Source organism: Streptomyces durmitorensis, assembly GCF_023498005.1.
GTDB classification, from domain to species: Bacteria; Actinomycetota; Actinomycetes; order Streptomycetales; family Streptomycetaceae; genus Streptomyces; species Streptomyces durmitorensis.
In genome coordinates this window covers 5426944-5451031 of sequence record NZ_CP097289.1, presented here as the reverse complement: position 1 = coordinate 5451031, position 24088 = coordinate 5426944, and the positions used below count along the sequence as shown (strand labels likewise).

The window sequence follows — 24088 nt, the reverse complement described above, 5'->3', positions numbered from 1 at the left end:
GAGCGTGTTGTTTCGCTTGCAGGCTACGGCTGGATATCGGCAAAGTAAACACGTTCGGACCTTTGGCAGACACAAACGGACTTACGTCCCGGCGTCACTGCGCCCTACGGCCAGCGGAAGCCCTCCAAGGTTTCGATGCAGTGTTCCGCCAGAGCCGCCGGGCCACCCCCGCCACCGGCGGGGTCGTCCCCTGCCGCCCATGTCTCCACCGCCACCCGCACCGCCGCACTGGCCACCCCCGCCACGAGCCGCAGCTCCAGCGAAGGCGCCCCCGTCCCGCGCCCCTCCCGCTCCGTCAGGACGGAGAGCAGCGTCTCCTCCGATGCGTGGCAGGCGTTCGACCACACCGCCCTGAGCGCCGCGCTCTCCCCCGCCATCCGCAGCAGCGCCCGCACCCACTCCAGCGCCTCCGCGTCCCCGATCGCGAGCCCCGGCGCGGCATCGCTGTCAGGGACCAGCGCCCTCGACGCCGCGTGCCGCAGCGCCTCCCGTACCGACAGCCCCGCGGGCGCACCCCGCACCGCCTCCGCCCACTGCTGCGCCCCGGCGGCGAAGAGCGGGGCCACAGCCTCCTCCTTCGTCGCGAAGTAGCGGTAGAAGGTGCGCGGCGCGACACCCGCCGCGCGGGCGATGTCCTCCGCGCGCGTGGCCCTCAGCCCGTTCTCGACGAAGAGCGCGGCCGCGGTACGGGCGATGTCCAGCCGCGTCTCCGCCTTACGGCGTTCGGTGAGCGAATCGGGCGCATTGAGCGAACTTGCGGGCATGCCAGGCAGGTTATGCCAGACGGCACAGCGACGGGCCCTCCCTAGGCACAACATGCCTGTGTGACAGAATCTGCCACCGTTGAGATCAAGTGCATACGCCCAAGCAGTTCGAGAAGGTGGCTACACCGGTGCGTCGTCGACAGTTCCTTTCCCACTCCGCCGGCCTCAGCGGCGTCTCCGCCCTCGGTCTCACCCTCGGCCTCGGCCCCGCCCTCGGCGCCTGCTCGTCCGGCGGCGACACCACCCTCAAAGTCCTCGTCGCCAGCTACGACAAAAGCGTCGGCTCTTCCATCGGCGACCAGTGGGACGGCCTCGTCACCGCCTTCGAGAAGGCGCACCCCACCGTCAAGATCGCCCTGGAACGCGTCCCCTTCGACAAGCTCGACCGGACGCTCGCCCGCCGTGTGAAGGACGGCGACGCCCCCGACATCGCACAGTCGAACGTCTTCGCCCCCTACGCCGAGGACGACCAGCTCTACGGCGCCTCCGACCTCTTCGACATCCGCACCGAGGCCGACTTCACCCGCTCGTACGCCGAGGCGGGATCGGTCAAGCACACCCAGTACGGCATCCCGTTCCTCGCCAGCACCCCGCGCCTCTTCTACAACAAGGCCCTCTTCAAGCAGGCCGGCATCAGCGGCGCCCCCACCTCCTGGGACGAGCTCCGCTCGGCGGCGCAGGCCCTGAAGGGGATCGGCGTGAAAACGCCGTACGGGCTCCAGTTGGGCCCCGAGGCCGCCGAGGACGAGGCCCTGTCCTGGCTGCTCGCGGACGAAGGCGGCTACGCGGGCCTGGCCGGCTATGACTTCCACACCGCGAGCAACGTCCGGACGCTGACCTGGCTGCGCGACGAGCTGGTGGCGAAGGGCCTCGCGGGCGCGGACCCGGCGGGGCTCAACAGGACGGCCGCGTACGAGCAGTTCATGCGCGGCAACATCGGGATGCTGATCGCGCACCCCGTGCTCATGGGCGCCGCCGACCAGGTCAAGTTCCCTTACGCCCATGCCGCGTTCCCCACGCGCAGGGGCGGGGCCGCGGCTCCCGTGGGCCTGAGCGACTGGCTGATGGCGTTCAAGCAGAACGGCCACGGCGACGCGTGCGGGACGTTCCTCGGCTACCTCTACGGCCGCAAGTCGGCGAAGGCGTACGGCGGTGGCCAGGCCGCGCTCCCGGTCACCAGCTCCGCCTCGTCGGCGCTGCGCGCGGACGCGGCCCAGCGCCCGCTGTGGAAGTTCATCGACCAGATGCCGCAGGCGCAGTTCCAGCCGGTGAGCCTCCGCTCGTGGCCGACCGTGCGGGCCGCCATCCGCAAGGAGATCGGGGCCGCCGTCACGAAGGGCGGCAACCCCGGCGCCGTACTCGAAGCCCTGGACACGGCGGCGGCCCAGGCGGAGCTCTAGGCTCCACCCGGGCCGCGCCCGCCGGTCCGACCCCCTCAGAGGGTCACCCCGAACCCGCTCAGGAGGTCAACACGGCCTCCCGCTCGGGAAGTTCACCGGCCGCATCCGCGACCGCGTCCTCGTCGCCGCCACCCTCGACGTGCTGCCGCGGCTTGCCCGGCAGGGCGAACATCAGCAGGAAGATGACGACGAGCACGCCGACGACCCACCACAGCGAGTTCTGGAACGCGCCCACGATCTCCGTGGGCACCTGGCTCGGCGCCGCCTTCTCGTCGATCATGCCGAAGAACACCACGGAGACCAGGCCGAGCCCCAGCGCCGTACCCATCTGCTGCACGGTGTTGAGCAGCCCGGACGCGGACCCCGAGTGCTCACGCGGCACGTCGGAGAGGATGGCGTCGGTCAGCGGCGCGACGATGAGTCCCATCCCGGCGCCCATCACGAGCAGCGGCAGCGCCATCTGCCAGGACGCGATGCCCGCGCCGTACCGGTCCGCCTCCCAGATGTAGAGCAGCACCCCGGCCGCCATGACGAGCGCGCCGGCCTGGAGCACCTTGCGCCCGAACCGCGGCACGAGCTTCTGCACGGACATGCCGGCCGCCACCGATACGGCGATCGAGAACGGCACCCCGGTGGTGCCCGCCCGCAGCGCGCTCCAGCCGAGGCCCGTCTGCATGTACACCGTCCAGACCAGGAAGAAGATGCCCATCGCGACACCGAACACCGTCTGCACCGCGATGCCCGCGGCGAAGCTCTTCACCTTGAACAGGGACAGCTCCACGAGCGGCGAACCGTCCTTCGCCGCCTTCGCCTTCTCGTACGCGATGAGCGCGCCGAAGACGACGAGCCCGCCCGCCATCATGGCGTAACCCCACAGCGGCCAGTCCAGCTCGCGCCCACGGGTGAGCGGGTAGAGCACCATCAGCAGGCCGAGCGTGACCAGGACGACGCCGACGAGGTCGAGCTTGAGGGCCTTGGGGGCCTTGGACTCACTGATGAACTTGGCGCCCAGGATCAGTCCCGCGATCCCGACGGGCAGGTTGATGAGGAAGATCGGCCGCCATTCGAGCCCGAACAGGTTCCACTGGGTCAGGAGCGCGCCGAGCAGCGGCCCCGAGACGGCGCCGAGCCCCACGATCATCCCGAAGAGCCCGAAGACCTTGCCCCGCTCGTGCGCGGGGAACGTGGCGTGCACGATCGACAGGACCTGCGGCACCATCATCGCGGCCATGGCGCCCTGAAGGATCCGCGAGGCGACCAGCATCTCCGGGTTGGCGGCGAAGCCGCAGAGCGCGGAGGCGAGGGTGAAGCCCGCGATGCCTATGAGGAACATCCGCTTGCGCCCGTGGATGTCGCCGAGCCGCCCGCCGGTGATCAGTCCGGCCGCGAACGCGAGCGCGTAGCCCGCGGTGATCCACTGGATCTGGCTGTACGAGGCGCCCGCGTCCTCCTGGATGGACGGGATCGCGATGTTGACGATGGTGACGTCGACGAGGTCCATGAAGGCCGCGGTCATCACGATGGCGAGGGCGAGCCAGCGGCGCCGGTCGGCTGCGGCGGCCGTTCCGGGCGGTGTCGTGGCGGGGCTGCTGTAAGTCATGAGAGGAGACTAGAAGCCATATAGGCCAGAACATGTCCTAGATGCGCGGCATCCTGTGTGACATGACTTCGACTTCCGGCACGACCTCGGAACGGTCCGGCGGTACGGACACCCCGGCTCGGCTGCTTCAGCTCCTCTCCCTCCTGCAGACCCCGCGCGAGTGGCCGGGCGGGGAACTGTCGGACCGGCTCGGCGTCAGCCGCCGTACGGTGCGGCGCGACATCGACCGGCTGCGGGACCTCGGCTATCCGGTGCAGGCGAGCCAGGGGGCGACCGGTGGATACCGCCTGGTCGCGGGCAAGGCGATGCCTCCGCTCGTCCTGGACGACGAGGAGGCGGTGGCGATCGCGGTGGGGCTGCGGGCGGGGGCGGGCCACGCGGTGGAGGGGGTGGAGGAGGCGTCGGTCCGGGCCCTGGCGAAGCTGGAGCAGGTCCTGCCGTCGCGCCTGCGCCACCGGGTCCAGACACTCCAGATCGCGACGATCCCGCTGACCAGCGGGGACGGGGCCAGCATCGCGCCCGAGACGCTGACGGTCATGGCATCCGCGGCGGCGGGCCAGGAGCGGCTCCGCTTCGCGTACCGCTCCGGCGACGGCACCGAGTCCCGCCGGCTCACGGAGCCGCACCGGCTCGTGTCGACGGGGCGGCGCTGGTATCTGGTCGCGTACGACATCGACCGCGACGACTGGCGCACGTTCCGCGTGGACCGGGTGTCGTCCCCGTTCGCGACCGGGGCGCGCTTCGTGCCGCGGGAGCTTCCGACGGGGGACGCGGCGGAGTACATCCGCCGGTCGATGTGGCGGGGCCAGCCTTCGTACGCGATCGACGTGACGTTCGCGGAGTCCGCGGAGACCGTCGCGACGAGGCTCCCGGCGCTGGGGGCGCCGGAGCCCCTGACGGCCACGAGTTGCCGTGTGCGGGCCACGGTGACGGATGCGGTGGACTGGCTGGCGGTACGCCTCGCCATGACGGGCTGCGATTTCGTGGCCCACGGCCCCCCGGAGCTGGTGTCTTCTCTACGTGACCTCGGCTCCCGCCTGACCCGGGCATCGGGGGCGTGAACCGGGGGCTGCCGGCCCCCGTCCGATGCGGGTTCCGCCACTGCGGCGCGACATAACGCCCTGCGGGCCGCGGGGGGCGAGCCCTGTACCGCGCTTCGCGCGGATCTTCCCCACCCACCCACCCATTACTCCGGGGCGAATCGGCTGGGCGGACGGGGAGGACCCGGGGCAGTCGGGGGGTGGGCGGGAGAACTCGCGGTGATCGGGTGGGTGGGCGGGGAAGACCCCAGGTGATCGCGCAGGAGGGCGGGGAGGACCCGTGGCAGTCGGGTGGGGTGGGCGGGAGTACTCGCGGTGATCGGGTGGGTGGGCGGGGAAGACCCGGGGTGATCGCGCAGGTGGGCGGGGAGGACCCCAGGTGATCGCGCAGGAGGGCGGGGAGGACCCGTGGCAGTCGGGTGGGGTGGGCGGGAGTACTCGCGGTGATCGGGTGGGTGGGCGGGGAGGACCCAGGGTGATCGCGCAGGTGGGCGGGGAAGACCCGGGGGGATCGGCTGGGCAGGCGGGAGAACTCACGGTGATCGCGCAGGCGGGCGGAGAGGACCCCGGGTGATCGCGCAGGCGGGCGGGGAAGACCCCGGGTGAGCGCGCAGGCGGGCGCGGAAGACCCCGGGTGAGCGCGCAGGTGGGCGGGGAGGACTCGGGGTGAGCGGGTGGGTGGGTGGGAGACGTCCGCGCGGAGCGCGGGACAGGTTCCACCGGCCCGCAGGTTCGACAAGACCCGCACGGAACAGAGCCCTCTGCCCCGCACGAGGACCCACGGAGACAGAAAAGAGCCCCGGTGCCGGGGGGGGATGGCACCGGGGCTCAGCTGATGGACGGCTTCGCGGGCCGCTCAGGCCGCCGCGTCGAAGCCCGTGTCCCGAGCCAGCTTCTTCAGCTCCAGAAGCGCGTGCTTCTCGATCTGGCGGATCCGCTCCCGCGTCAGCCCATGCTGCTTGCCGACCTCCGTAAGGGTCCGCTCGCGGCCGTCCTCGATGCCGTACCGCATCTTGATGATGGAGGCCGTGCGCTGGTCGAGGCGGCCGATCAGGTCGTCCAGTTCCTCGCTGCGCAGCAGCGTCAGGACGGACTGCTCGGGCGAGACCGCGGAGGTGTCCTCAAGGAGGTCACCGAATTGCGTGTCTCCGTTGTCGTCCACGCCCATGTTCAGTGAGACCGGGTCGCGCGCCCAGTCCAGGACGTCCGTCACACGCGCCGGCGTGGAGTCCAGCTCGGCGGCGACCTCTTCCGGCTCCGGGTCGCGCCCGTGCTTGCGGTTGAACTCGCGCATGACCCGGCGGATCCGCCCCAGCTCCTCCACCAGGTGGACGGGCAGCCGGATGGTGCGGGACTGGTCGGCTATGGAGCGCGTGATGGCCTGACGGATCCACCACGTGGCGTACGTGGAGAACTTGAAGCCCTTGGCGTAGTCGAACTTCTCGACCGCGCGGACCAGGCCCGCGTTCCCCTCCTGGATCAGGTCGAGCAGCGGCAGACCACTGCGCGGATAGCGGCGCGCCACGGCCACGACGAGGCGGAGGTTCGACCGGATGAAGACGTCCTTGGCCCGCTCGCCGTCGGCGACCAGCGCCTCCAGCTCCTCGCGGGACGCCTTCGCGCCCGCGCCGGAGCTCTCGACCTCGCCGTCGATTATCTTCCGGGCGTACACACCGGCCTCGATGATCTGGGACAGCTCGACTTCCTTGGCGGCGTCGAGCAGCGGCGTACGCGCGATCTCGTCGAGGTACATGCCGACCAGGTCGCGGTCGGCGATCTCCCCGCCTACGGCGCGAACACTGCGTGCCGCGTCGGTCTCGCCGGAGGTGGCGGACTTACGACGGGCGACGGCACGGGTTGCCATGCGTGCTCCCTTGCGTGTGGAGGTCCTGGTCGGCCCTTTTCACGGGCCTCTGTGGTGGAAACCACACCCTTCCGGGTGCCCTGCTTCCGATGGAAACAACGACTGGAATCCGGACAGAATTCCCAAGCCGTGCATCTATTTTCCTGACGTTGCAGTACCCTGTGCCGCCACAAGGGGAGGCCAGATGCCGTCGGAACGTACAGAGGTGCAGGTCAGGCCGGGCGCGGAGGCTGATCTCGCAGCCCTGACCGACATCTACAACCACTACGTACGTGAGACGGCGATCACATTCGACACGGCCGTCTTCCTGCCGGAAGAGCGCCGCCCTTGGCTGCTCTCCCATCCTGAAGACGGCCCCCACCGCCTCTTGGTTGCCCAGGAGCGGGATTCCGGCCTGATCCTCGGATACGCCACCAGTAGTCCTTTCCGAACGAAGCCCGCGTACGCCACTTCTGTGGAAGTCAGCGTCTACTGCGCCGCCGATGCCGCGGGCCGTGGCATCGGCACCCTGCTCTACAAGGCGCTCTTCGAGGCCCTGGAGGGCGAGGACCTGCACCGCGCCTACGCCGGGATCGCCCAGCCGAACGACGCGTCGGAGCGCCTCCACGAACGTTTCGGCTTCCGGCATGTCGGCACGTACCGCGAGGTGGGCCGCAAGTTCGGCCGCTACTGGGACGTCGCCTGGTACGAGCGTCCCCTGGGCGCCCGGCCCTGACCCGGGTCTTAGGTCCTGACCAGGTCCGTCCTAAGCCCTGACCTAGGGCGCGGCCTAGGACACGGCCTAGGCCGCAAGGCCGTTACGCCCCGCGCGCACCCGCCTTAGCGTGCCCGCATGGACGCCACAGCCGACACCTCAGGCACCCTCGACGAAGCCCTCCAGCGCCTGCACGCATCGGGCCCCGAGCGGCTCGGACGGCTCACCAACCACGCGCCGATGGCCGTCGAGGCGCTCGCCGCGCACGGCCGCTCCGGTGCGGTCCACCGCTGGCTCGAGCTGTACGCGCCGAAGTTGGAGGAGTACCCGAGCTCGGTCGAGACAATCACCGGCGACACCTGGCGCGAGGCTCTCGGCGATCCGCGCCGCGCCGCGGACTGGATCGCGTACTTCGGCCGGGAGATCGGCGAACGCCCGTGGCGCGACGTCCTCGCCGCCTGGTGGCCGCTCCTGCTTCCGGGGATGTACGGCGGCTCCACCCACCCGGTGATCCGCGTGGGCCACGCGGTGCGCACGCTCCTGAGAGGGGATGAGACCGAACCCCGCCTCGCGGAACTGGCCCACGGCCTCGGCTACTGGGCCGCCCGCCACCACCCCGTCACCGGCGTCGAGCTCCTGCCCCTGAGCGCGGGCACGGCAGCCGCCGCCCTGGACGCCGTCGAGCCGATCCCGGACAGGGCAGAGGGCAGCTTCCCCGCCAGGCTCGGCCGGGTCGTGGGCCTGCCCGCGTGGGCGGCCGGCGTGAGCGACCCGGACGAGGCGCACCGCGGGCTCACCGAGCTGGTGCGCGCGGCCACCCACCGGTACGCCACGCACGGCCACGGCGAGGAGACGATGCTGGTGCACGCGTCGACCGCACCCAACGCCGTGCTGCGCGCCCTGCCCGCGCTGCCCCGCACCCTGTGGGCGCCGAGCCTGCACGCGGCGTGGACGGCGTCGGCCGCCGTGACCTCGATGTACGCCCCTGATGCCCCGGTCGCGTACACGGCGCCCGGCACCTTCGCCCCCGAGGAGGTCTTCGAGCGGGCCCTGGCGCACGGCGACGAGCACGTCATCAAGTTCACCGACACGGCACTGGACGTGGGCGACGAGCGGGCCCTGACGGCGGCCCTGCGAGCGATCGAGATCAGCGAGCCGCTGGCCTGACTCCCCGGCTCAGCCGAACTGCACCGACCTCTTGGCGAGCCCCATCCAGAACCCGTCGATCACACTCCGCTGACCGCCTAGGTCCCCCGAGGCCTCGGCGGCCCCCAGGGGCACGAACAGGGGCGCGAAGTGCTCCGTGCGCGGATGGGCCAGCTCGCCCGCCGGAGACTTGTGCAGGAAGTCGAGGAGACCGTCCACGTCGCCCGCGTCGAGCGCCTCGTGCCCCCACGCGTCGAACTCCACCGACCACGACGGCGTACCGCCCTGGCGCAGCGCCGCCAGATTGTGCGTGAAGAAGCCGCTGCCGACGATCAGCACGCCCTCGTCCCGCAGCGGCGCCAGCTTGCGGCCGATGTCCATCAGGCTCGCGGGGTCGAGGGTCGGCAGGGAGATCTGGAGGACGGGGACGTCCGCGTCCGGATACATCTCGACGAGCGGGACGTACGCTCCGTGGTCGAGCCCGCGATCCGGGATGTCCTGCACCGGCGTACCTGCCCCGCGCAGCAATTTGCGTACGGAATCAGCCAGTTGAGGGGCGCCCGGAGCGGCGTACGTGACCTGGTAGTAGTGCTCGGGGAAGCCCCAGAAGTCGTACACCAGCGGCATCGTCCGTGTCGCGCCGAGCGCGAGCGGGGCCTCCTCCCAGTGGGCGGAGACCATGAGGACGGCCTTGGGCCGGGGCAGCTCCGCCGACCAGGCGCGGAGCTGGTCGGGCCAGAGCGCGTCGTCGGCCAGCGGCGGCGCGCCGTGGCTGAGGTACAGGGCGGGCATGCGCTCCTGGGTTGCGGTCATGGCGGCGCCTCCGAGAACGTACAAAGAACGATTTACTTTAACTCTCAAGCTTTCGCTCAAGAATGACTCTACTCCCGCATTGTTTAAGTTTCAAGGAAGGGCTGCGTACAGTGGAGTACATGGACATGGCACCCACTTCTCCCCCCGACGGGGAACCGCGCTGGCTCGACGACGACGAACAGCGCACCTGGCTCGCGTACCTGCAAGCCACCACGCTCCTGGAAGACCACCTCGACCGCCAGTTGCAGCGCGACGCCGGCATGCCGCACATCTACTACGGCCTCCTGGTCCAGCTCTCCGTCGCCCCGCGGCGGCGCCTGCGCATGACCGAGCTGGCCAGGAACACCAAGATCACCCGGTCCCGTCTCTCGCACGCGATCGCGCGCCTGGAGAAGAACGGCTGGGTGCGCCGCGAGGACTGCCCCTCCGACAAGCGCGGCCAGTTCGCGATCCTCACCGACGACGGGTACGAGGTCCTGCGCCGCACCGCGCCCGGCCATGTCACCGCCGTGCGCCAGGCCCTCTTCGACCGGCTCAGCCCGCAACAGCAGAAGTCCCTCGGCGAGATCATGGTGATCGTCGCCGAGGGACTTCAGCCGAAGGAGGCGGGGGCGGACCTGCCCTGGCTCCGCTAGGCCTCCCTGTGGAACAACCGGGTCAGTGCGCGACCACCGGGATCCGGATCTCGTCCTCGACACCCTCGGTGTCACCCGAGCCCGAGGCGGCGGGAGAGCCGCCCTGGGCGCCGGTGTTGATGAGCGCGAAGGCGATCGCGGCGGCGGCCGCCAGGATGCCCACGGCCCACCAGATGGCGCTGGTGTAGCCCTCGACCATGGCCTCGGCCTGCATCAGCTTCTGCGCGGCCGGGGTCGTCGCGCCCGCGGCGTGCGAGGCGATGTACGAGGTCGTGGCGGAGGCGGCGATGGTGTTCAGGAGAGCGGTGCCGATGGCGCCGCCGACCTGCTGCGAGGTGTTGACCATCGCGGAGGCGACACCGGAGTCACGCGGCTCGACACCGTGCGTGGCAAGGGACATGGCGGGCATGAACGCCGTACCCATGCCGAGGCCCAGCATCAGCTGCGCGGGCATGATCAGACCGGCGTACGAGGAACCGACCTCCAGCTGCGTCAGGAGCAGCATGCCGACGGCCGCGAGCACGAAGCCCGGACCCATCAGGAGCCGCGGCGGGACGCGGGTCATCAGGCGGGCGCCGATCTGCGTGGAGCCCGTGATCATGCCGACGATCATCGGCAGGAACGCGAAGCCGGTCTTCACCGGCGAGTAGCCCTGGACGATCTGGAGGTAGTACGTGAGGAACAGGAACAGGCCGAACATCGCGATGATCGCGAGGCCGAGCGACAGGTAGACGCCACCGCGGTTGCGCTCGGTCAGGACGCGCAGCGGAAGCAGCGGCGACTTGACCTTGGCCTCGGTGAGGACGAACGCGGCGAGCAGCACGGCCGACGCGACGAACATGCCGATCGTCAGGGAGTCCGACCAGCCGGCCGACTCGGCGCGCGTGAAGCCGTAGACGAGGGAGACCAGACCGAGGGTGGAGAGGACCACGCCGGGGATGTCGAGCGGCGAGCGGTTGCGGGCGCCGGACGGCTCACGGATGACGAAGTAGGCACCGAGCGCGGCGATCACGGCGAAGGGGATGTTCACGAAGAACGTCCAGCGCCAGTTCAGGTACTCGGTGAGGAAGCCGCCGAGGATCAGGCCCACGGCGCCACCGCCACCGGCGATCGCACCGTAGATGCCGAACGCCTTGGCGCGTTCCTTGGCATCGGTGAACATCACGGCGAGCAGCGAGAGGGCGGCGGGCGCGAGCAGCGCGCCGAACACACCCTGGAGGGCGCGGGCGCCCAGCATCATGGCCTCGCCGGTCGCGGCGCCGCCGAGGGCGGAGGCCGCGGCGAAGCCGATCAGGCCGGTCACGAAGGTGCGCTTGCGGCCCCAGAGGTCGGCTATGCGGCCGCCGAAGAGCAGCAGACCACCGAAGGCCAGGGCGTAGGCCGTGATGACCCACTGGCGGTTGCCGTCCGAGATGCCCAGGTCCTGCTGGGCGGAGGGCAGCGCGATGTTCACGATGGTCGCGTCGAGCACGACCATCAGCTGCGCGAGCGCGATGAAGATCAGCGCTTTCCAGCGCCTGGGATCTGTTTCTGACATGGGAGTAGCCACCTAGCGATACGTGTGGTGAAAAAAGTGACGGAAAGAGGCGCGCACTACGGCGTACGGCGAAGTCGAATGATGTCGGGCGAAGTCGGGTGGAGTCGAGCGAATTCGGGCGAGTCAGGCCGGGCTCAGGACTGGCGGAGATCCTCCAAGGTCGCCGACGCCCCCGGCAGCTCGGAGCGGGCCGGCGCCATCAGGCCGTCGAGGAACAGCTGGAGATGGCGGTGGACGAAACGGTCCATGTTCAGGCACGCGGTGCCGGGCAGCGGCCTGGTGAGCTGGGAGAGGGCGACCATCAGGTCTCCGACGGCGATGTCGGTGCGCAGCTGCCCGGCCGCGCGCGCCCGTTGCATGAGCCCGTCGACGACGGCTTCGAGCCGCTCGCGGGCGTCGACCAGATCCGGGTGATCGGGGTCGAAGGCCGCCTGGAGCATCGGGCACAGGGCACCGATCCGCTCGTCGGCGGAGGCGTGCACGAACCGGCGCAGGGCGTCGAACGCGACACTCGGGTCCGCGTCGGCCGCCGTGATCGCTTCCTCGGCGTGTGCCGAGACGCGGTCGGTGACCAGCAGGACGACCTGGTGGACCAGTTCGGAACGGTCGGCGAAGTGCCGGTAGACCGTGGCATTGCCGACGCCGGCCCGGCGCGCGACCTCGTCGAGCGGCACATCGGGGCCGAACTCGACGAACATCTCGCGTGCGGCGGCGACGATCCGCTCCCGGTTGCGCAGGGCGTCGGCCCGCGGGCGGGGCGTGCGGCGCTGTGCAGCGGTGGCGGTTTCCACGGCGGCTCTCCTCAAACTTGGTGATCGAGCTGGTGATCGAGCTGGTGATCAAGGTGGTGATCGAGCCTCGGGACGTCGCCTGAGCCTCGTATGCGCGATGCGGGGAATCACTCCCCGTTTCGCTCGGACACAGGTCTAAACGGGGAGAGAGTCCCCGGATATTTCCCGCCGCCCGACTTTCTTCATGTGACCCGCGTCACGCCTCCGTGCGCGAGAAACCCACGATCGGTCGCACCCAGCGAGCGCCCGCGCACCCTCCGGCACAGGGTGATCGAAAGGGTGCAGCCAGGACCGGCGGCTGCCGCAAGGGGAAGGCCCACGCATGCAGCAGCCGACCTGGAGGCAGATACGCGCAGCCCGACGTGGCGCGGCACTCGCCACGTGCGCCGTCCTTGCCCTCACGGTCACCACATCGGCGAGCACCGGCCGCCTGATGGAGGAGTCCCCCACGGCGGCGGGCCCCGTGTCCCTGGCCCGCGCGACGACACTCAGCCCGTGCATGATCAACGGCACGATGGGCGTCCAGATGTCGGAGGGCGTGCCCACGCCCGCCGGCTACTCCCGCTCCACGGGCACCGTCCGGGCCCTGAACCTCATGGTCGACTTCTCCGACGCCCCCGGCGAGGGCACCGCGCTCGACCGCCTCTCGGAGTTCTTCCCGCAGACGTCGGACTGGTTCCGCACCAGCTCCTACGGACGTCTCGACTACCGCCCCGAGTCGCCGATCACCGACTGGCTGCGGATGCCCAAGAGCTTCAAGCAGTACGGGATAGAGCGCGGCGCCCCCTTCGATCCGGGCTACCGCGATCTGGTCCAGGACATCGTGGCGGCGGCCGATCCGGACGTGGACTTCCGGGAGTACGACCTGGTGAACATCCTCATCACGCCGAACGCGGGCCCTTCCGCGCTCGACACGGTCCTTTCGGTGACCTTCGCGGGCAACACCGAGGCGCCCGTGGCGGACGGCGTCCCGGTCTCCAACGCGTCCTTCGTCTACAGCCGCCAGGACGACGGCTCGGGCAGCTACCGCGAGACCGGCTACCGCGTACTCCCGCACGAGAACGGCCACGTCTTCGGCCTGCCCGACCTCTACACGCAGGAGGGCGGCGGCGCGGTCGGCCACTGGGACATCATGAGCGAGGACTGGGGCGCCAACAACGACCTGCTTGCCTGGCACAAGTGGAAGCTCGGCTGGCTCGACGACGACCAGATCAGCTGCGCGTCGAACGCGGGCACCACCGAGCACACGCTGAGCCCGCTGCCGACGAGCGGCGGCACCAAGCTCGCCTTCGTGCCGCTGAGCACGACCAAGGGGTACGCCGTCGAGGTGCGCACCCAGGGCGGCAACGACGAGGCGGTCTGCAAGCCCGGTGTCCTGATCTACCGGGTGGACGCGGAGGTCGACACGGGCCAGGGCCCGGTCACCGTCTCCGACTCCACGAAGGACAGCGGCGGCTGCACGCGCCAGCCGAACGTCCACGCGGAACTCTCGGACGCGACCTACGAACCCGGCGAGACCTTCACGGACAAGAGGACGGGCGTGCGCATCACGGTGACGGACATCGACGCGGAGGGCCGCTACCGGGTGCACGTCACGCGCCCATGAGGCCGCGGCTCAACCGCCGTTGACCTTGGAGGAGCCCGCGCCGGGCACGGTCTGCTGCACCTGGCGCAGGAAGGCGGCGTTGCCCGGGGTCTTGCGCAGGCGTTCGATGATCGCCTCCAGGTTGCTCTGCGGGTCCCTGCCGTGCAGGGCGCGCCGCAGCCCGCGTACGGCGGTCAACTCGTCGGCGGGGACGAGCAGTTCGTCACGGCGCGTGCCGGACGGGGTGACGTCGACGGCGGGGAAGACACGGCGCTCGGCCATGCCGCGGTCGAGGCGGAGCTCCATGTTGCCGGTGCCCTTGAGCTCCTCGAAGTAGTAGTCGTCGGCGCGCGATCCGGTCTCCACGAGCACGGTGGCGAGCATGGTCAGGGACCCGCCCTCCTCCGCGCACCGCGCGGCGCCGAAGAGGCGCTTGGGGCCCTGGATGGCGGCGGCGTCGACGCCTCCGGAGAGGGTGCGGCCGCCACTGGACGCCGCGTTGTTGTACGCGCGGCAGAGCCGGGTGAGGGAGTCGAAGAGCATGACGACGTCCTTGCCCTCCTCGGTGAGCCGCTTGGCGCGCTCGACGGCCAGTTCGGCCAGGGCGATGTGCTGCTTGGCGGGCCGGTCGAAGGTCGAGGCGAGCACTTCACCCCGTACGGAACGCTTCATGTCCGTGACCTCTTCGGGCCGTTCGTCGAGCAGGACCACCATGAGGTGCGCCTCGGGGTGGTTCGCGCTGACGGCGGCGGCGATCTGCTGGAGCAGAACGGTCTTGCCGGTGCGGGGCGGCGCGACGATCAGGCCGCGCTGGCCCTTGCCGACGGGGGCTACGAGGTCGATGAGCCGGGTCGCGACACTGGCGCCGCCTTCACCCGGCGTCTCCAGACGCAGCCGCTCGCGGGGGTGCAGCGGCGTGAGGTCACCGAACCGCGCGCGCCTGCGCAGGGCTTCGGCGGAGTGTCCGTTGACCCGCTCGACGGAGGTGAGGGTGCGGGCCTTGCCGCAGGCGCCCTGGACCATGTCGCCCGCACGCAGGCCGAGTTGGCGGATGAGCGTGGAGGGGACCTGTACGTCGTTCGGGGTGGGGAGGCAGTCTCCGGTGCGGAGATGGCCGTTGGCGTTGTGACTCACGTCGAGGATGCCGGATGCGGCGACGACGGGGGTCTCGGTGGCTGTGGTGGTCTTGTTCCGGGTGATGGTTGCGGTACTCATGATGGGGTCCTTTCGCGGACATGCGAATGAGGGGCCCGGCAGGACGGTGTGTTCACGTCCCGTGCGTCGGGCGGAGAGAAGAACTGCAGCAAAGGGCTTCGGAGAAACACGAATGTCTCGGAGCTTCGGAGCTGCGGGGGCCTCGGTGAGGCGGAAGAAAAGAAGATTGGCACCGGCGCCGCAGAAGGCGGCGTACACACGTGCTGTTCGCAAGGTAGCACAGCTTTGGGACCGCCGAGGGTGACGTGGGTCACCAGGGCCGCACCCGCGACCGGCTCACTACCCACATGACCCGCCCCCCGGTTATGTGGGCCCCACACATGGGAACCCCGCCCGGCGCACCCTTACGTTTCCGGCCATGACGAGCCCCACTCCCCGCGGTGCCGGCCCCGCAGGACCCCCCGCCGAAGCCCCCGCAGGAACCGACCTCACCGGACGCACCGCCCTGGTCACCGGCGGCGCCAGCGGCATCGGCCGGGCGTGTGCCGTGGCCCTGGCGCAGGCCGGCGCCTTCGTCCACGTCGTGGACCGGCACGCCGACGCGGCCAAGGACGTCGCCGACGAGATCGACGGCGAGGCCCACGCGGTGGACCTCGCCGATCCCGCGGCGGTGGAGACCCTGCCCGCCCGCGCCGACATCCTCGTCAACAGCGCGGGGCTCCAACACGTCGCCGCCATCGAGGAGTTCCCCCCGGAGCGGTTCGACCTGATCCAGAAGGTCATGGTCACCGCGCCGTTCCTCCTGCTGCGTCGGACCCTGCCCCACATGTACGCCCACGGCTGGGGCCGCGTCGTGAACATCTCCAGCGTGCACGGCCTGCGCGCGAGCCCTTTCAAGTCCGCCTACGTCGCCGCCAAGCACGCCCTGGAGGGCCTGAGCAAGGTCACCGCCCTGGAAGGCGCGGAGCACGGCGTCACCAGCAACTGCCTCTGCCCCGGCTACACCCGCACGCCCCTGGTCGAGGACCAGATCAGCGCCCAGGCCGCCGCCCACGGCATCGCCCCCGAGCAGGTCCTCACCGACGTACTGCTGCGGCGCTCGGCCGTCAAGCGGCTGATCGAGCCCGCGGAGATCGCCGCCGCGGCGCTCTGGCTCTGCGGCCCGCACAGCGGCTTCGTCACCGGGGCGTCGCTGCCCCTGGACGGCGGCTGGACCGCCGGCTGAACAACCCCCGCTCCCCCAGCGCCAATTCACCACACGTCCCCATCGAGAAACGGATCACGCCATGGCAGCCGCAACGCCGCGTGCCCAGGGCAGGACCCCGGGCAAGCCAGGTATCGCCCGCATCATCAGCGCCAGCCTCATCGGCACCACCATCGAGTGGTACGACTTCTTCCTCTACGGCTCCGCCGCCGCCCTGGTCTTCAACACTCTCTTCTTCCCCGACAGCGACCCCCTGGTCGGCACGCTCCTGTCCTTCCTCACCTACGCCGTCGGCTTCGCCGCACGGCCCCTGGGCGGCGTCGTCTTCGGCCACTACGGCGACAAGATCGGCCGCAAGAAGCTCCTGGTGCTGAGCCTGATGATGATGGGCGGCGCCACCTTCGCGATGGGCCTGCTGCCCACCCACGCCACCCTCGGCGTCGGCGCCCCGATCCTGCTCACGGTGTTGCGCCTGATCCAGGGCTTCGCGCTCGGCGGCGAGTGGGGCGGCGCCGTCCTGATCGTCTCCGAGCACGGCGACGACAAGAACCGCGGCTTCTGGGCCTCCTGGCCGCAGGCCGGCGCCCCCGGCGGCAACCTCCTGGCCACCGGCGTCCTGGCGCTCCTGGCCGCCGTCCAGTCCGACGAGGCGTTCCTCGCCTGGGGCTGGCGCATCCCGTTCCTGCTCTCCGGCGTGCTCGTGATCATCGGCCTGTGGATACGGGTCTCGGTCTCGGAGTCCCCGCTCTTCCTCGAGGCGCAGGCGAAGGCGCGGGCCGCCGAGGCAGCGGGGGAAGCCGCCCCGCAGGACGCGCCGGTCGTCGAGGTCTTCCGGCACAACTGGCGCGGCGTCCTGACCGCCATCGGAACGCGGCTCGGCGAGAACGTCTCGTACTACATCCTCACGGCCTTCGTCCTGGTCTACGTCACCGTGCACCTGGAACTGCCCAAGAGCACCGCCCTGAACGCCGTACTCATCGGCTCCGCCGTGCACTTCGTGACGATCCCGCTGTGGGGCGCGCTCTCGGACCGCATCGGCCGCAGGCCCGTCACCCTGATCGGGTCGATCGGCATGGCGGCGTGGGCGTTCGCGTTCTTCGCGCTCGTCGACAGCAAGTCCTTCGCCGTGATCACCCTGGCGGTCACGGTCGGGCTGCTCCTGCACGGCGCGATGTACGGGCCGCAGGCCGCCTTCATCTCCGAGATGTTCGACACGAAGGTCCGCTACTCCGGGGCCTCCATGGGCTCGCAGCTCGCGTCCATCATCGGCGGCGCACTCGCGCCGATCATCGCGGTCGAGCTGCTCAAGGACTTCGACTCCGCGACACCGGTGGCGCTGTACGTCTGCGTGACCGTGGTGATCACGACGCTCACCGTGCTCGTGGCCAAGGAGACCCGGGGCCGCTCGCTCGCCGAGCGGAGTGCGGCTCCCGGGGATTCCGCCGCCACCGCACCCTCGGCGACAATCTCGACCTGACCCGCACCACCCCGCTCCCGGAGGCGACCCGTCGTATGCCAAGGTCCTCAGACGCCGCCGACCGGGAGCAGGCGTGCGCCGCCCTGCGCGAGCTGCTCGACCTGCTCGCCCGGGACGCGCCGGCCGAGCAGTTCGCCGAGCCGGCCGCGGCGGCCCGCGCGGCCGGGGCGAGCGGCGCCGAGCTCACGGCCATCGACGAGGCCACGCAGACCGCGCTGCGCGTGCGCCGCACCCTGAACCAGCACCAGCGCAGGGAGGCCGAGCTCACCGCGCTCTTCGACACCGCGGGCGACCTCGCGGCCCTGCGCGACCTGGACGCGGTCCTTCGCGCCATCGTGCACCGGGCCAAGCTGCTGCTCCGCACGGACGTCGCGTACCTCTCCCTCAACGACCCGGCGGCGGGTGACACCTACATGCGCGTGACGGACGGCTCGGTCTCCGCCGCGTTCCAGAATCTGCGCCTCGGCATGGGCGAGGGGCTCGGCGGCCTCGTCGCCCAGACCGCCCGTCCGTACGCCACCGGGGACTACGAGGTAGACCCCCGCTTCCAGCACACCCTCACCATCGACAGCGCCGTACTGGAAGAGGGCCTGCACGCCATCCTCGGCGTGCCGCTGCGGCAGGGCACGCACGTCATCGGGGTCCTGTACGCCGCCGACCGCACCGCCCGCGCCTTCACGCCGGACGAGGGCGCGCTGCTCTCCTCGCTCGCCGACCACGCGGCGATCGCCATCGACAGCGCTCGCCGCATGGAGGAGACCCGGGCCGCGCTCGTCGACCTGAACGAGGCGTCGCGGACCATCCGCGCGCACAGCGAGGCCATGCTCCGGGCCGAGGACGCGCACGACCGCCTGACCGATCTCGTGCTGCGCGGCGGGGACTTCACGGAGGTCGCCACCGCCATCGGCGCGCTCCTGCGCGGCGGCACCCTCATCCACGACGCGGACGGCACCGAACTCGCCCGCGTCGACGCCGACCCCCGCACGCCCCCGGCCAAGGCCGTCGCCGCATCGCGCGCCAGCGGCCGGGCCGTCCCCCTGGAGGGCACCTGGGTGTGCGCGGTCCTCGCGGGCCCGGAGCTCCTGGGCAGCATCGCCCTCACCGGCCGGGCCGACCTCGGCGAGGCCGACCGCCGGCTCTTCGAGCGCGCCGGGGTCGTCACCGCGCTGCTCCTGCTCCTGCGCCGCTCGGCCGCCGAGGCCGAGGACCGCGTACGCGGCGAACTCCTCGGCGACCTGCTCTCCCTCTCCGGCACCCCGGGCCGCCTCGCCGCGCGCGCCCGCCGCCTTGACGTCGATCTGGCCCTGCCCCACTCGGTGTTCGTCGCCCACAGCGAGGCGGCGTCCCGTCGGCTCCTGCTCTCGTCGGCCGCCCGCGCCGCCCGCACCCGCCAGGGCCTTTCGGGCCTGCACCACGAGCACGTGGTCCTGGTGCTCCCGGCCGACGACACCGGCTCCCGCGCCCGCACGCTCGCCGCCGAGCTCACCCAGGCCGCAGGAGCCCCGGTCACGGTCGGCGCCGCGGGCCCCGCCACCGGCCCCGAAGCCCTCGCCCAGGCGCACGCCGAGGCACTGCGCTGCCTCTCCGCCCTGCGCGCGCTCGGCCACACCGGCCAGGGCGCGGACCTGCCCGACCTCGGCTTCCTCGGCGTACTCCTCGGCGACGACACGAACCTCGACGCGTACGTGCGCCGCACGCTGGGCCCGGTCCTGGACTACGACACCAAGCGCGGCACGGAGCTTGTCCACACCCTGCGGGCCTACTTCGCCTGCGGGACGAGCCAGTCCAAGGCGAAGGAATCGCTCCACGTCCATGTGAACACCGTGGTCCAACGCCTCGACCGGATCGGCCACTTGCTCGGCGCCGACTGGCAGTCCCCGGAGCGCTCCCTGGAGATCCAGCTCGCCCTGCGCCTGCACGCCTACACCCGGGCGACCGCGTCGCCCTGATCCTCGGTGGCCTCCTCGCCGGTGGCGGTGGCGGCCGGGACGAGGAAGGTGGCGACGAGCCCGAGGACGACGAAGCCCGCGGCGACATAGCCGCCGAGCGCGACCCCGTCGGTCATCGCCGAGCGTGCCGCGTCGGCGACGGACGCGGTCTCCGGGCGCTCCGCGAGGGGCCCGATGGCGGCGCCCGCGCTGTCGGTGACGGCGCCTGTGAGCCGGTCCGCCTGCCCGCCCGGCAGTCCGGCATCGCTCAGCCGCTCCCGCAGATTCGTGCTGAGGGTGGTGAAGAAGACGGTGGTCAGGGCGGCGATCCCGAGCGCGGAACCGAGCTGGCGGAAGGCGCTCTGAATGCCGGAGCCCTGCCCCGCGCTCTCGTGCGGCACCTCGGCGAGGACCACGTTGGTGACCTGCGCGGTGGCGAACCCGACGCCGATTCCGTACAGGAAGAGCATCAGCGCCACCGTCCACCAGGAGCTGTCCGGCGCGGCGATGAACCCGACCCCCGCGAGCCCGACGACCTCCAGCGCGAGCCCGATGCGCACCTGCCCGAGCGCCGGGACCTTGGCGGCCAGCGGGAAGCTCGCACCGGTCGCGACGAAGCTGCCGATGGCGATGGGCACGAGGGCGAGCCCGGCCTCCAGGGCGCTGTAGCCGAGGGTGAACTGGAGCCACAGCGGGAGCACCGCGACGATGCCGAACTCTCCGAGGCCGATGATCAGGGTCGCGATGTTGCCGTTGCGGAAGGAGGCGATGGAGAACAGCCGTACGTCCATCAGGACCCGTGCGGAGTCATCGCCCCGGCTGAGGGCGATCTGCCGCCGGATGAACGCGAAGAGCGTGCCCGCGGAGAGCACGAGGGCGACGAGCACGGGCGAGGGACCGCTCGCCCAGCTGACCCCGAGAACGTCCAGCGGCTCGATGCTGACGATCCAGCCGTACGTACGCCCTTCGACGAGCCCGAAGGCGAGCAGCCCGAGCCCCACCGCGGAGAGCACCGCACCGGCCACGTCCAGCCGCCCCTTGGTCCGCGGCGAGGGAGCCATGTAGAGCAGCACACCGGCGGCGACGAGGACGGACAGCGGCACGTTGATGCCGAACGCCCAGCGCCACGAGACGTGTTCGGCCAGCCAGCCGCCGAGCAGCGGGCCGAGCGCGGCGGCGGCGCCGATGGTCGAGCCCCAGATGGCGAAGGCCTGGCCGCGCGCCTTGCCGGTGAAGGTCGCGTTCAGCAGGGAGAGCGAGGTCGGCAGGATCATCGCGGCGCCCGCGCCCTGAAGGAAGCGGGCCAGGATCAGCAGGCCGCTGCCGGGCGCGAGCCCGGCGAGCACGCTGGTCGCCCCGAAGACGACGACACCCGCGACGAAGATCCGGCGGGCGCCGAAGATGTCCGCGAGGCGCCCGGTCAGCAGGAGCAGCGCCGCGAAGACGATCGCGTACGACTCCTGGATCCACTGCGCCTGGCCGGAGCTCGCGTCCAGGTCCTCGATGACCGAGGGGACGATCACGTTGACGATCGTGGTGTCGACCACGATCAGGGCGACGCCGAGCGCGATGGCGATGAGGCCGAGCCATCGGCGGGCGGGGGGAGCGGTGGGGGACGGGTCACGCATCTCGTTGATACCTCCATGGTGAAGTAATTCCACGGTGAAGGTAATGTCGGGCCGGTAAGTTGTCAAAGCACTGGTACGGGCAGGCAGAGGGACGAGAGAGGGCGGGCGCGGTGGCGACGGAGGAACCGACACCCGGCGAGGTGACGGCGCAGCGCGAGCGCCTGATGGACGGGCTCAGGGGCTACGGCGAGCGCTACAACGAGCTCAGCCGCCGCTTCGCCGTCTGGCTCGGCCTGCACTCCACGGACGCGGACGCCCTCCTGGAGATCGTCACCGCCGAGGACAACGGCACCCCGCTCTCCCCGGCCCGCCTCAGCGAACGCATCCTGCTCTCGTCGGGGGCCACGACCGCGCTCCTGAACCGGCTCGAAGCCGCGGGCCACATCGACCGCACCCGCGAGCACACCGACCGCCGCGTCGTCACGCTGCACAGCCGCCCCGGCATCCGGGAAAGCGCCGACGAGTTCTTCACGCCGCTCGCGGGGCGCATGGACGCGACGATGGCCCAGTACCCGCCCGAACTCCTCGCGCGTTTCGAGACGTTGCTCGCGGATCTGCGGGCGGCGATCGACGCGGACCTCGCGGAGCGGGACGGCTCCGACTGACCGACCCGGCGGCTCCGGCAACCAATCCGCCCGGTGGCGGCGACTGCCCTGCGCAACGCAGACGCAGACGCACACCCACCATCACCAGGGCGGACGAGGCAATGAGAGCGATCAAGGATGAGCACAGGGCCGCGCGGCACCGCAGGCGCCGGCTGAGCCTGGCGGTCGGCATCCCGGTGGCCATGGCGGCCGCGGCGGGCCTGACGTACGGCACGGCCTTCGGGGTGTTCGGCGAGGACGCGCAGCCGAGGGCGTCGGCGGCCACGGCGGCTGGTGCCGCTGCTGGTGCCGCGTCGGCGGCCGACGACGTGGCCGATGGCATGGCCGATGACGTGGCCGACGGCTTCGCTTCGGTCAACGCCCTTGGCCAGAACGGGACTTACGGCGGACGCGACGGAAAGACGGTCACCGTCAAGACCCTCGCGGACCTGGAGAAGTACGCGACCGCAGCCGATCCGTACGTCATCGTCGTCGCCGCGACGATCACGATGGACCCCAAGGGCAAGGAGATCAAGGTCGCTTCGGACAAGACGATCGTGGGCTCGGGCACCTCGGGCCAGATCGTCGGCGGCGGCTTCTTCCTGGGCCAGGGCGTGCACAACGTCATCCTCCGGAACCTGACGATCCGGGACTCGTACGCGGGCACGTGGAACGACAAGGAGCACGACTTCGACGCCGTGCAGATGGACGGCGCGCACCACGTCTGGATCGACCACAACGACCTGCGGCACATGGCCGACGGCCTGATCGACAGCCGCAAGGACACGACCTACCTGACGGTGTCCTGGAACAAGCTGAGCGACAACAACAAGACGTTCGGCATCGGCTGGACCGAGAACACGACGGCCGACATCACGATCCACCACAACTGGCTGCGCGAGACGGAGCAGCGCAACCCGTCCACCGACAACGTGGCCCACGCGCACCTCTACAACAACTACCTCCAGGACGTCGCGGGCACGGACATCACGTCGTCGTACGGCAACTACTCGCGCGGCAACACGAAGATGGTCCTGGAGAACAGCTACTTCGAGGGCCTCAACAACCCTGTGACGAAGGACAGTTCGGCGGCGGTCGTGCAGCGGGGCAACGTCTTCGTAGGGACGAGCGGGCGCAACGAGAGCGGCGGCACGGCGTTCGACCCCAAGAGCTTCTACGCCTACACGCTCGACAAGGCGGCGGACGTCCCGGCCAAGGTGAAGGCGGGGACGGGCCCGCGCGCCGCGACCGGCGTCACCGCCGAGGCCGCCTCCTCCACCCTCACCGTGGCGAAGGACGGCAGCGGCCGGTACAGGACGGTGCAGGCCGCGGTCGACGCCGTACCGGCGAACAACTCCTCGCGGGTGGTGGTCTCCATCGCACCGGGCACGTACCGCGAGACGGTGAAGATCCCGGCCAACAAGCCGCACGTCACCCTCCAGGGCACGGGCGGCAGCCGCAAGGACACGGTCATCGTGTACGACAACGCCGCCGGTACCCCCAAGCCGGACGGCTCCGGCACCTACGGCACGTCGGGCAGCGCGACCGTGGCCGCGGAGGCCGATGACTTCCAGGCCCGCAACCTGACCCTCTCCAACGACTTCGACGAGAAGGCCAACCAGAACCTCGCGGGGCACCAGGCGGTGGCCCTGCGCACCGCCGCCGACAAGGCGTTCCTCGACGGCGTGATCGTCGAGGGCGACCAGGACACCCTGCTCCTGGACACGGCGGCCAAGGACAAGCTCGGCCGCGCCTACATCCGCGACTCCTACGTGGTGGGCAACACGGACTTCATCTTCGGCCGGGCCACCGCCGTGGTGGACCGCTCGGTGATCACCCTCAAGAAGCGCTGGGACGGCACGTCACAGGGCTACGTAACCGCTCCGAGCACGCCGGCCGACCGCAAGGGCTTCCTGATCACGAACACCACGGTGACCGGCGACGTGTCCGCCCGCAGCTTCTACCTGGGCCGCAACTGGCACGCGGGCGGCGACGCGACGCTCGACCCGCAGACCACGGTCCGCGACTCCGCCCTGAGCGGAGCCATCAGGACCACTCCGTGGTCGGACATGGGCGGCTTCCCCTGGAAGGACGACCGTTTCGCGGAGTACAAGAACACGGGTGCGGGGTCGGGCACGGCGAGCGGAGACCGCCCGCAATTGACGGACGCGCAGGCCAGGAACCAGGAAATCGCTGACTGGCTGGGCAATTGGAACCCGACCGCGCTCAACCCCGCCTGAGCA

At 71.0% G+C, this 24088-nt stretch carries 19 protein-coding genes; 11 read left to right on the top strand and 8 right to left on the bottom strand.

Translation table 11 applies throughout. From position 1 onward, the window contains the following. Nucleotides 1-104: 104 nt before the first annotated feature. Nucleotides 105-764 (bottom strand): TetR/AcrR family transcriptional regulator, encoded by a 660-nt coding sequence (locus M4V62_RS24500; RefSeq protein ID WP_249589376.1) that lies wholly within the window; start codon nucleotides 762-764, stop codon nucleotides 105-107. 128 nt (nucleotides 765-892) lie between these two features. Between M4V62_RS24500 and M4V62_RS24495 the strand changes: the two genes are divergently transcribed. Then, entirely contained in the window at nucleotides 893-2164 is a 1272-nt protein-coding gene (locus tag M4V62_RS24495) for an extracellular solute-binding protein (RefSeq protein ID WP_249589375.1), read from the top strand. Nucleotides 2165-2222: 58 nt separating this feature from the next. Here the strand turns inward: M4V62_RS24495 and M4V62_RS24490 are convergent, their stop codons facing one another. Further along, nucleotides 2223-3764: an MFS transporter gene (locus tag M4V62_RS24490; protein ID WP_249589374.1), complete on the bottom strand. Its 1542-nt coding sequence runs from the start codon at nucleotides 3762-3764 to the stop codon at nucleotides 2223-2225. A 62-nt stretch (nucleotides 3765-3826) separates the two neighbouring features. Between M4V62_RS24490 and M4V62_RS24485 the strand changes: the two genes are divergently transcribed. Beyond that, nucleotides 3827-4825: a helix-turn-helix transcriptional regulator gene (locus M4V62_RS24485; protein ID WP_249589373.1), complete on the top strand. Its 999-nt coding sequence runs from the start codon at nucleotides 3827-3829 to the stop codon at nucleotides 4823-4825. Between the two features lie 835 nt (nucleotides 4826-5660). Here the strand turns inward: M4V62_RS24485 and M4V62_RS24480 are convergent. Next, nucleotides 5661-6668 carry a sigma-70 family RNA polymerase sigma factor gene (locus tag M4V62_RS24480; protein WP_249589372.1) on the bottom strand — a complete coding sequence of 336 codons (1008 nt, stop codon included), beginning with the start codon at nucleotides 6666-6668 and terminating at the stop codon, nucleotides 5661-5663. A gap of 184 nt (nucleotides 6669-6852) precedes the next feature. Here M4V62_RS24480 and M4V62_RS24475 point away from each other — a divergent pair, with 184 nt between their 5' ends. Together M4V62_RS24475 and M4V62_RS24470 are read left to right on the top strand one after the other, a co-directional pair. Continuing rightward, nucleotides 6853-7383 (top strand): GNAT family N-acetyltransferase, encoded by a 531-nt coding sequence (locus M4V62_RS24475; RefSeq protein WP_249589371.1) that lies wholly within the window; start codon nucleotides 6853-6855, stop codon nucleotides 7381-7383. A 117-nt stretch (nucleotides 7384-7500) separates the two neighbouring features. Continuing rightward, nucleotides 7501-8529: a questin oxidase family protein gene (locus M4V62_RS24470; protein ID WP_249589370.1), complete on the top strand. Its 1029-nt coding sequence runs from the start codon at nucleotides 7501-7503 to the stop codon at nucleotides 8527-8529. 9 nt (nucleotides 8530-8538) lie between these two features. Here M4V62_RS24470 and M4V62_RS24465 read toward each other — a convergent pair whose 3' ends face one another. Then, nucleotides 8539-9321, bottom strand: coding sequence for a dioxygenase family protein (locus M4V62_RS24465; RefSeq protein ID WP_249589369.1), 783 nt, complete (start codon nucleotides 9319-9321; stop codon nucleotides 8539-8541). A 119-nt stretch (nucleotides 9322-9440) separates the two neighbouring features. On the opposite strand from M4V62_RS24465, the gene M4V62_RS24460 reads away from it, so the two are divergent. Continuing rightward, entirely contained in the window at nucleotides 9441-9956 is a 516-nt protein-coding gene (locus M4V62_RS24460; RefSeq protein ID WP_249589368.1) for a MarR family winged helix-turn-helix transcriptional regulator, read from the top strand. A 22-nt stretch (nucleotides 9957-9978) separates the two neighbouring features. On the opposite strand, the gene M4V62_RS24455 is transcribed toward M4V62_RS24460, so the two are convergent. Together M4V62_RS24455 and M4V62_RS24450 are read right to left on the bottom strand one after the other, a co-directional pair. Then, a complete protein-coding gene (locus M4V62_RS24455) occupies nucleotides 9979-11493 on the bottom strand; it encodes an MFS transporter (protein ID WP_249589367.1) in 1515 nt (504 codons plus the stop codon). 134 nt (nucleotides 11494-11627) lie between these two features. Continuing rightward, nucleotides 11628-12284 carry a TetR/AcrR family transcriptional regulator gene (locus tag M4V62_RS24450; protein ID WP_249589366.1) on the bottom strand — a complete coding sequence of 219 codons (657 nt, stop codon included), beginning with the start codon at nucleotides 12282-12284 and terminating at the stop codon, nucleotides 11628-11630. Between the two features lie 322 nt (nucleotides 12285-12606). Here M4V62_RS24450 and M4V62_RS24445 point away from each other — a divergent pair, with 322 nt between their 5' ends. Next, on the top strand, nucleotides 12607-13890 hold the full coding sequence (locus M4V62_RS24445) for a M6 family metalloprotease domain-containing protein (protein ID WP_249589365.1): 1284 nt from the start codon (nucleotides 12607-12609) through the stop codon (nucleotides 13888-13890). A gap of 9 nt (nucleotides 13891-13899) precedes the next feature. On the opposite strand, the gene rho is transcribed toward M4V62_RS24445, so the two are convergent. Next, complete coding sequence (rho, locus tag M4V62_RS24440) at nucleotides 13900-15084, bottom strand: transcription termination factor Rho (protein WP_249589364.1); 1185 nt, start codon at nucleotides 15082-15084, stop codon at nucleotides 13900-13902. Nucleotides 15085-15442: 358 nt separating this feature from the next. Here rho and M4V62_RS24435 point away from each other — a divergent pair, with 358 nt between their 5' ends. The 3 genes from M4V62_RS24435 to M4V62_RS24425 all read left to right on the top strand — a co-directional run bounded on the left by M4V62_RS24435 (nucleotide 15443) and on the right by M4V62_RS24425 (nucleotide 19654). Continuing rightward, nucleotides 15443-16249 carry a 3-hydroxybutyrate dehydrogenase gene (locus tag M4V62_RS24435; RefSeq protein ID WP_249589363.1) on the top strand — a complete coding sequence of 269 codons (807 nt, stop codon included), beginning with the start codon at nucleotides 15443-15445 and terminating at the stop codon, nucleotides 16247-16249. Nucleotides 16250-16310: 61 nt separating this feature from the next. Then, nucleotides 16311-17705 carry an MFS transporter gene (locus tag M4V62_RS24430; protein ID WP_249589362.1) on the top strand — a complete coding sequence of 465 codons (1395 nt, stop codon included), beginning with the start codon at nucleotides 16311-16313 and terminating at the stop codon, nucleotides 17703-17705. Nucleotides 17706-17740: 35 nt separating this feature from the next. Then, nucleotides 17741-19654, top strand: coding sequence for a helix-turn-helix domain-containing protein (locus M4V62_RS24425; RefSeq protein ID WP_249589361.1), 1914 nt, complete (start codon nucleotides 17741-17743; stop codon nucleotides 19652-19654). Here the strand turns inward: M4V62_RS24425 and M4V62_RS24420 are convergent. After that, on the bottom strand, nucleotides 19627-21261 hold the full coding sequence (locus M4V62_RS24420) for a DHA2 family efflux MFS transporter permease subunit (protein WP_249589360.1): 1635 nt from the start codon (nucleotides 21259-21261) through the stop codon (nucleotides 19627-19629). The two genes, M4V62_RS24425 and M4V62_RS24420, sit on opposite strands and share 28 nt — an antisense overlap. 164 nt (nucleotides 21262-21425) lie before the next feature. Between M4V62_RS24420 and M4V62_RS24415 the strand changes: the two genes are divergently transcribed. Then, on the top strand, nucleotides 21426-21866 hold the full coding sequence (locus M4V62_RS24415) for a MarR family winged helix-turn-helix transcriptional regulator (RefSeq protein WP_249592968.1): 441 nt from the start codon (nucleotides 21426-21428) through the stop codon (nucleotides 21864-21866). Nucleotides 21867-21967: 101 nt separating this feature from the next. After that, nucleotides 21968-24085, top strand: coding sequence for a pectinesterase family protein (locus M4V62_RS24410; protein WP_249589359.1), 2118 nt, complete (start codon nucleotides 21968-21970; stop codon nucleotides 24083-24085). Nucleotides 24086-24088: the final 3 nt, after the last annotated feature.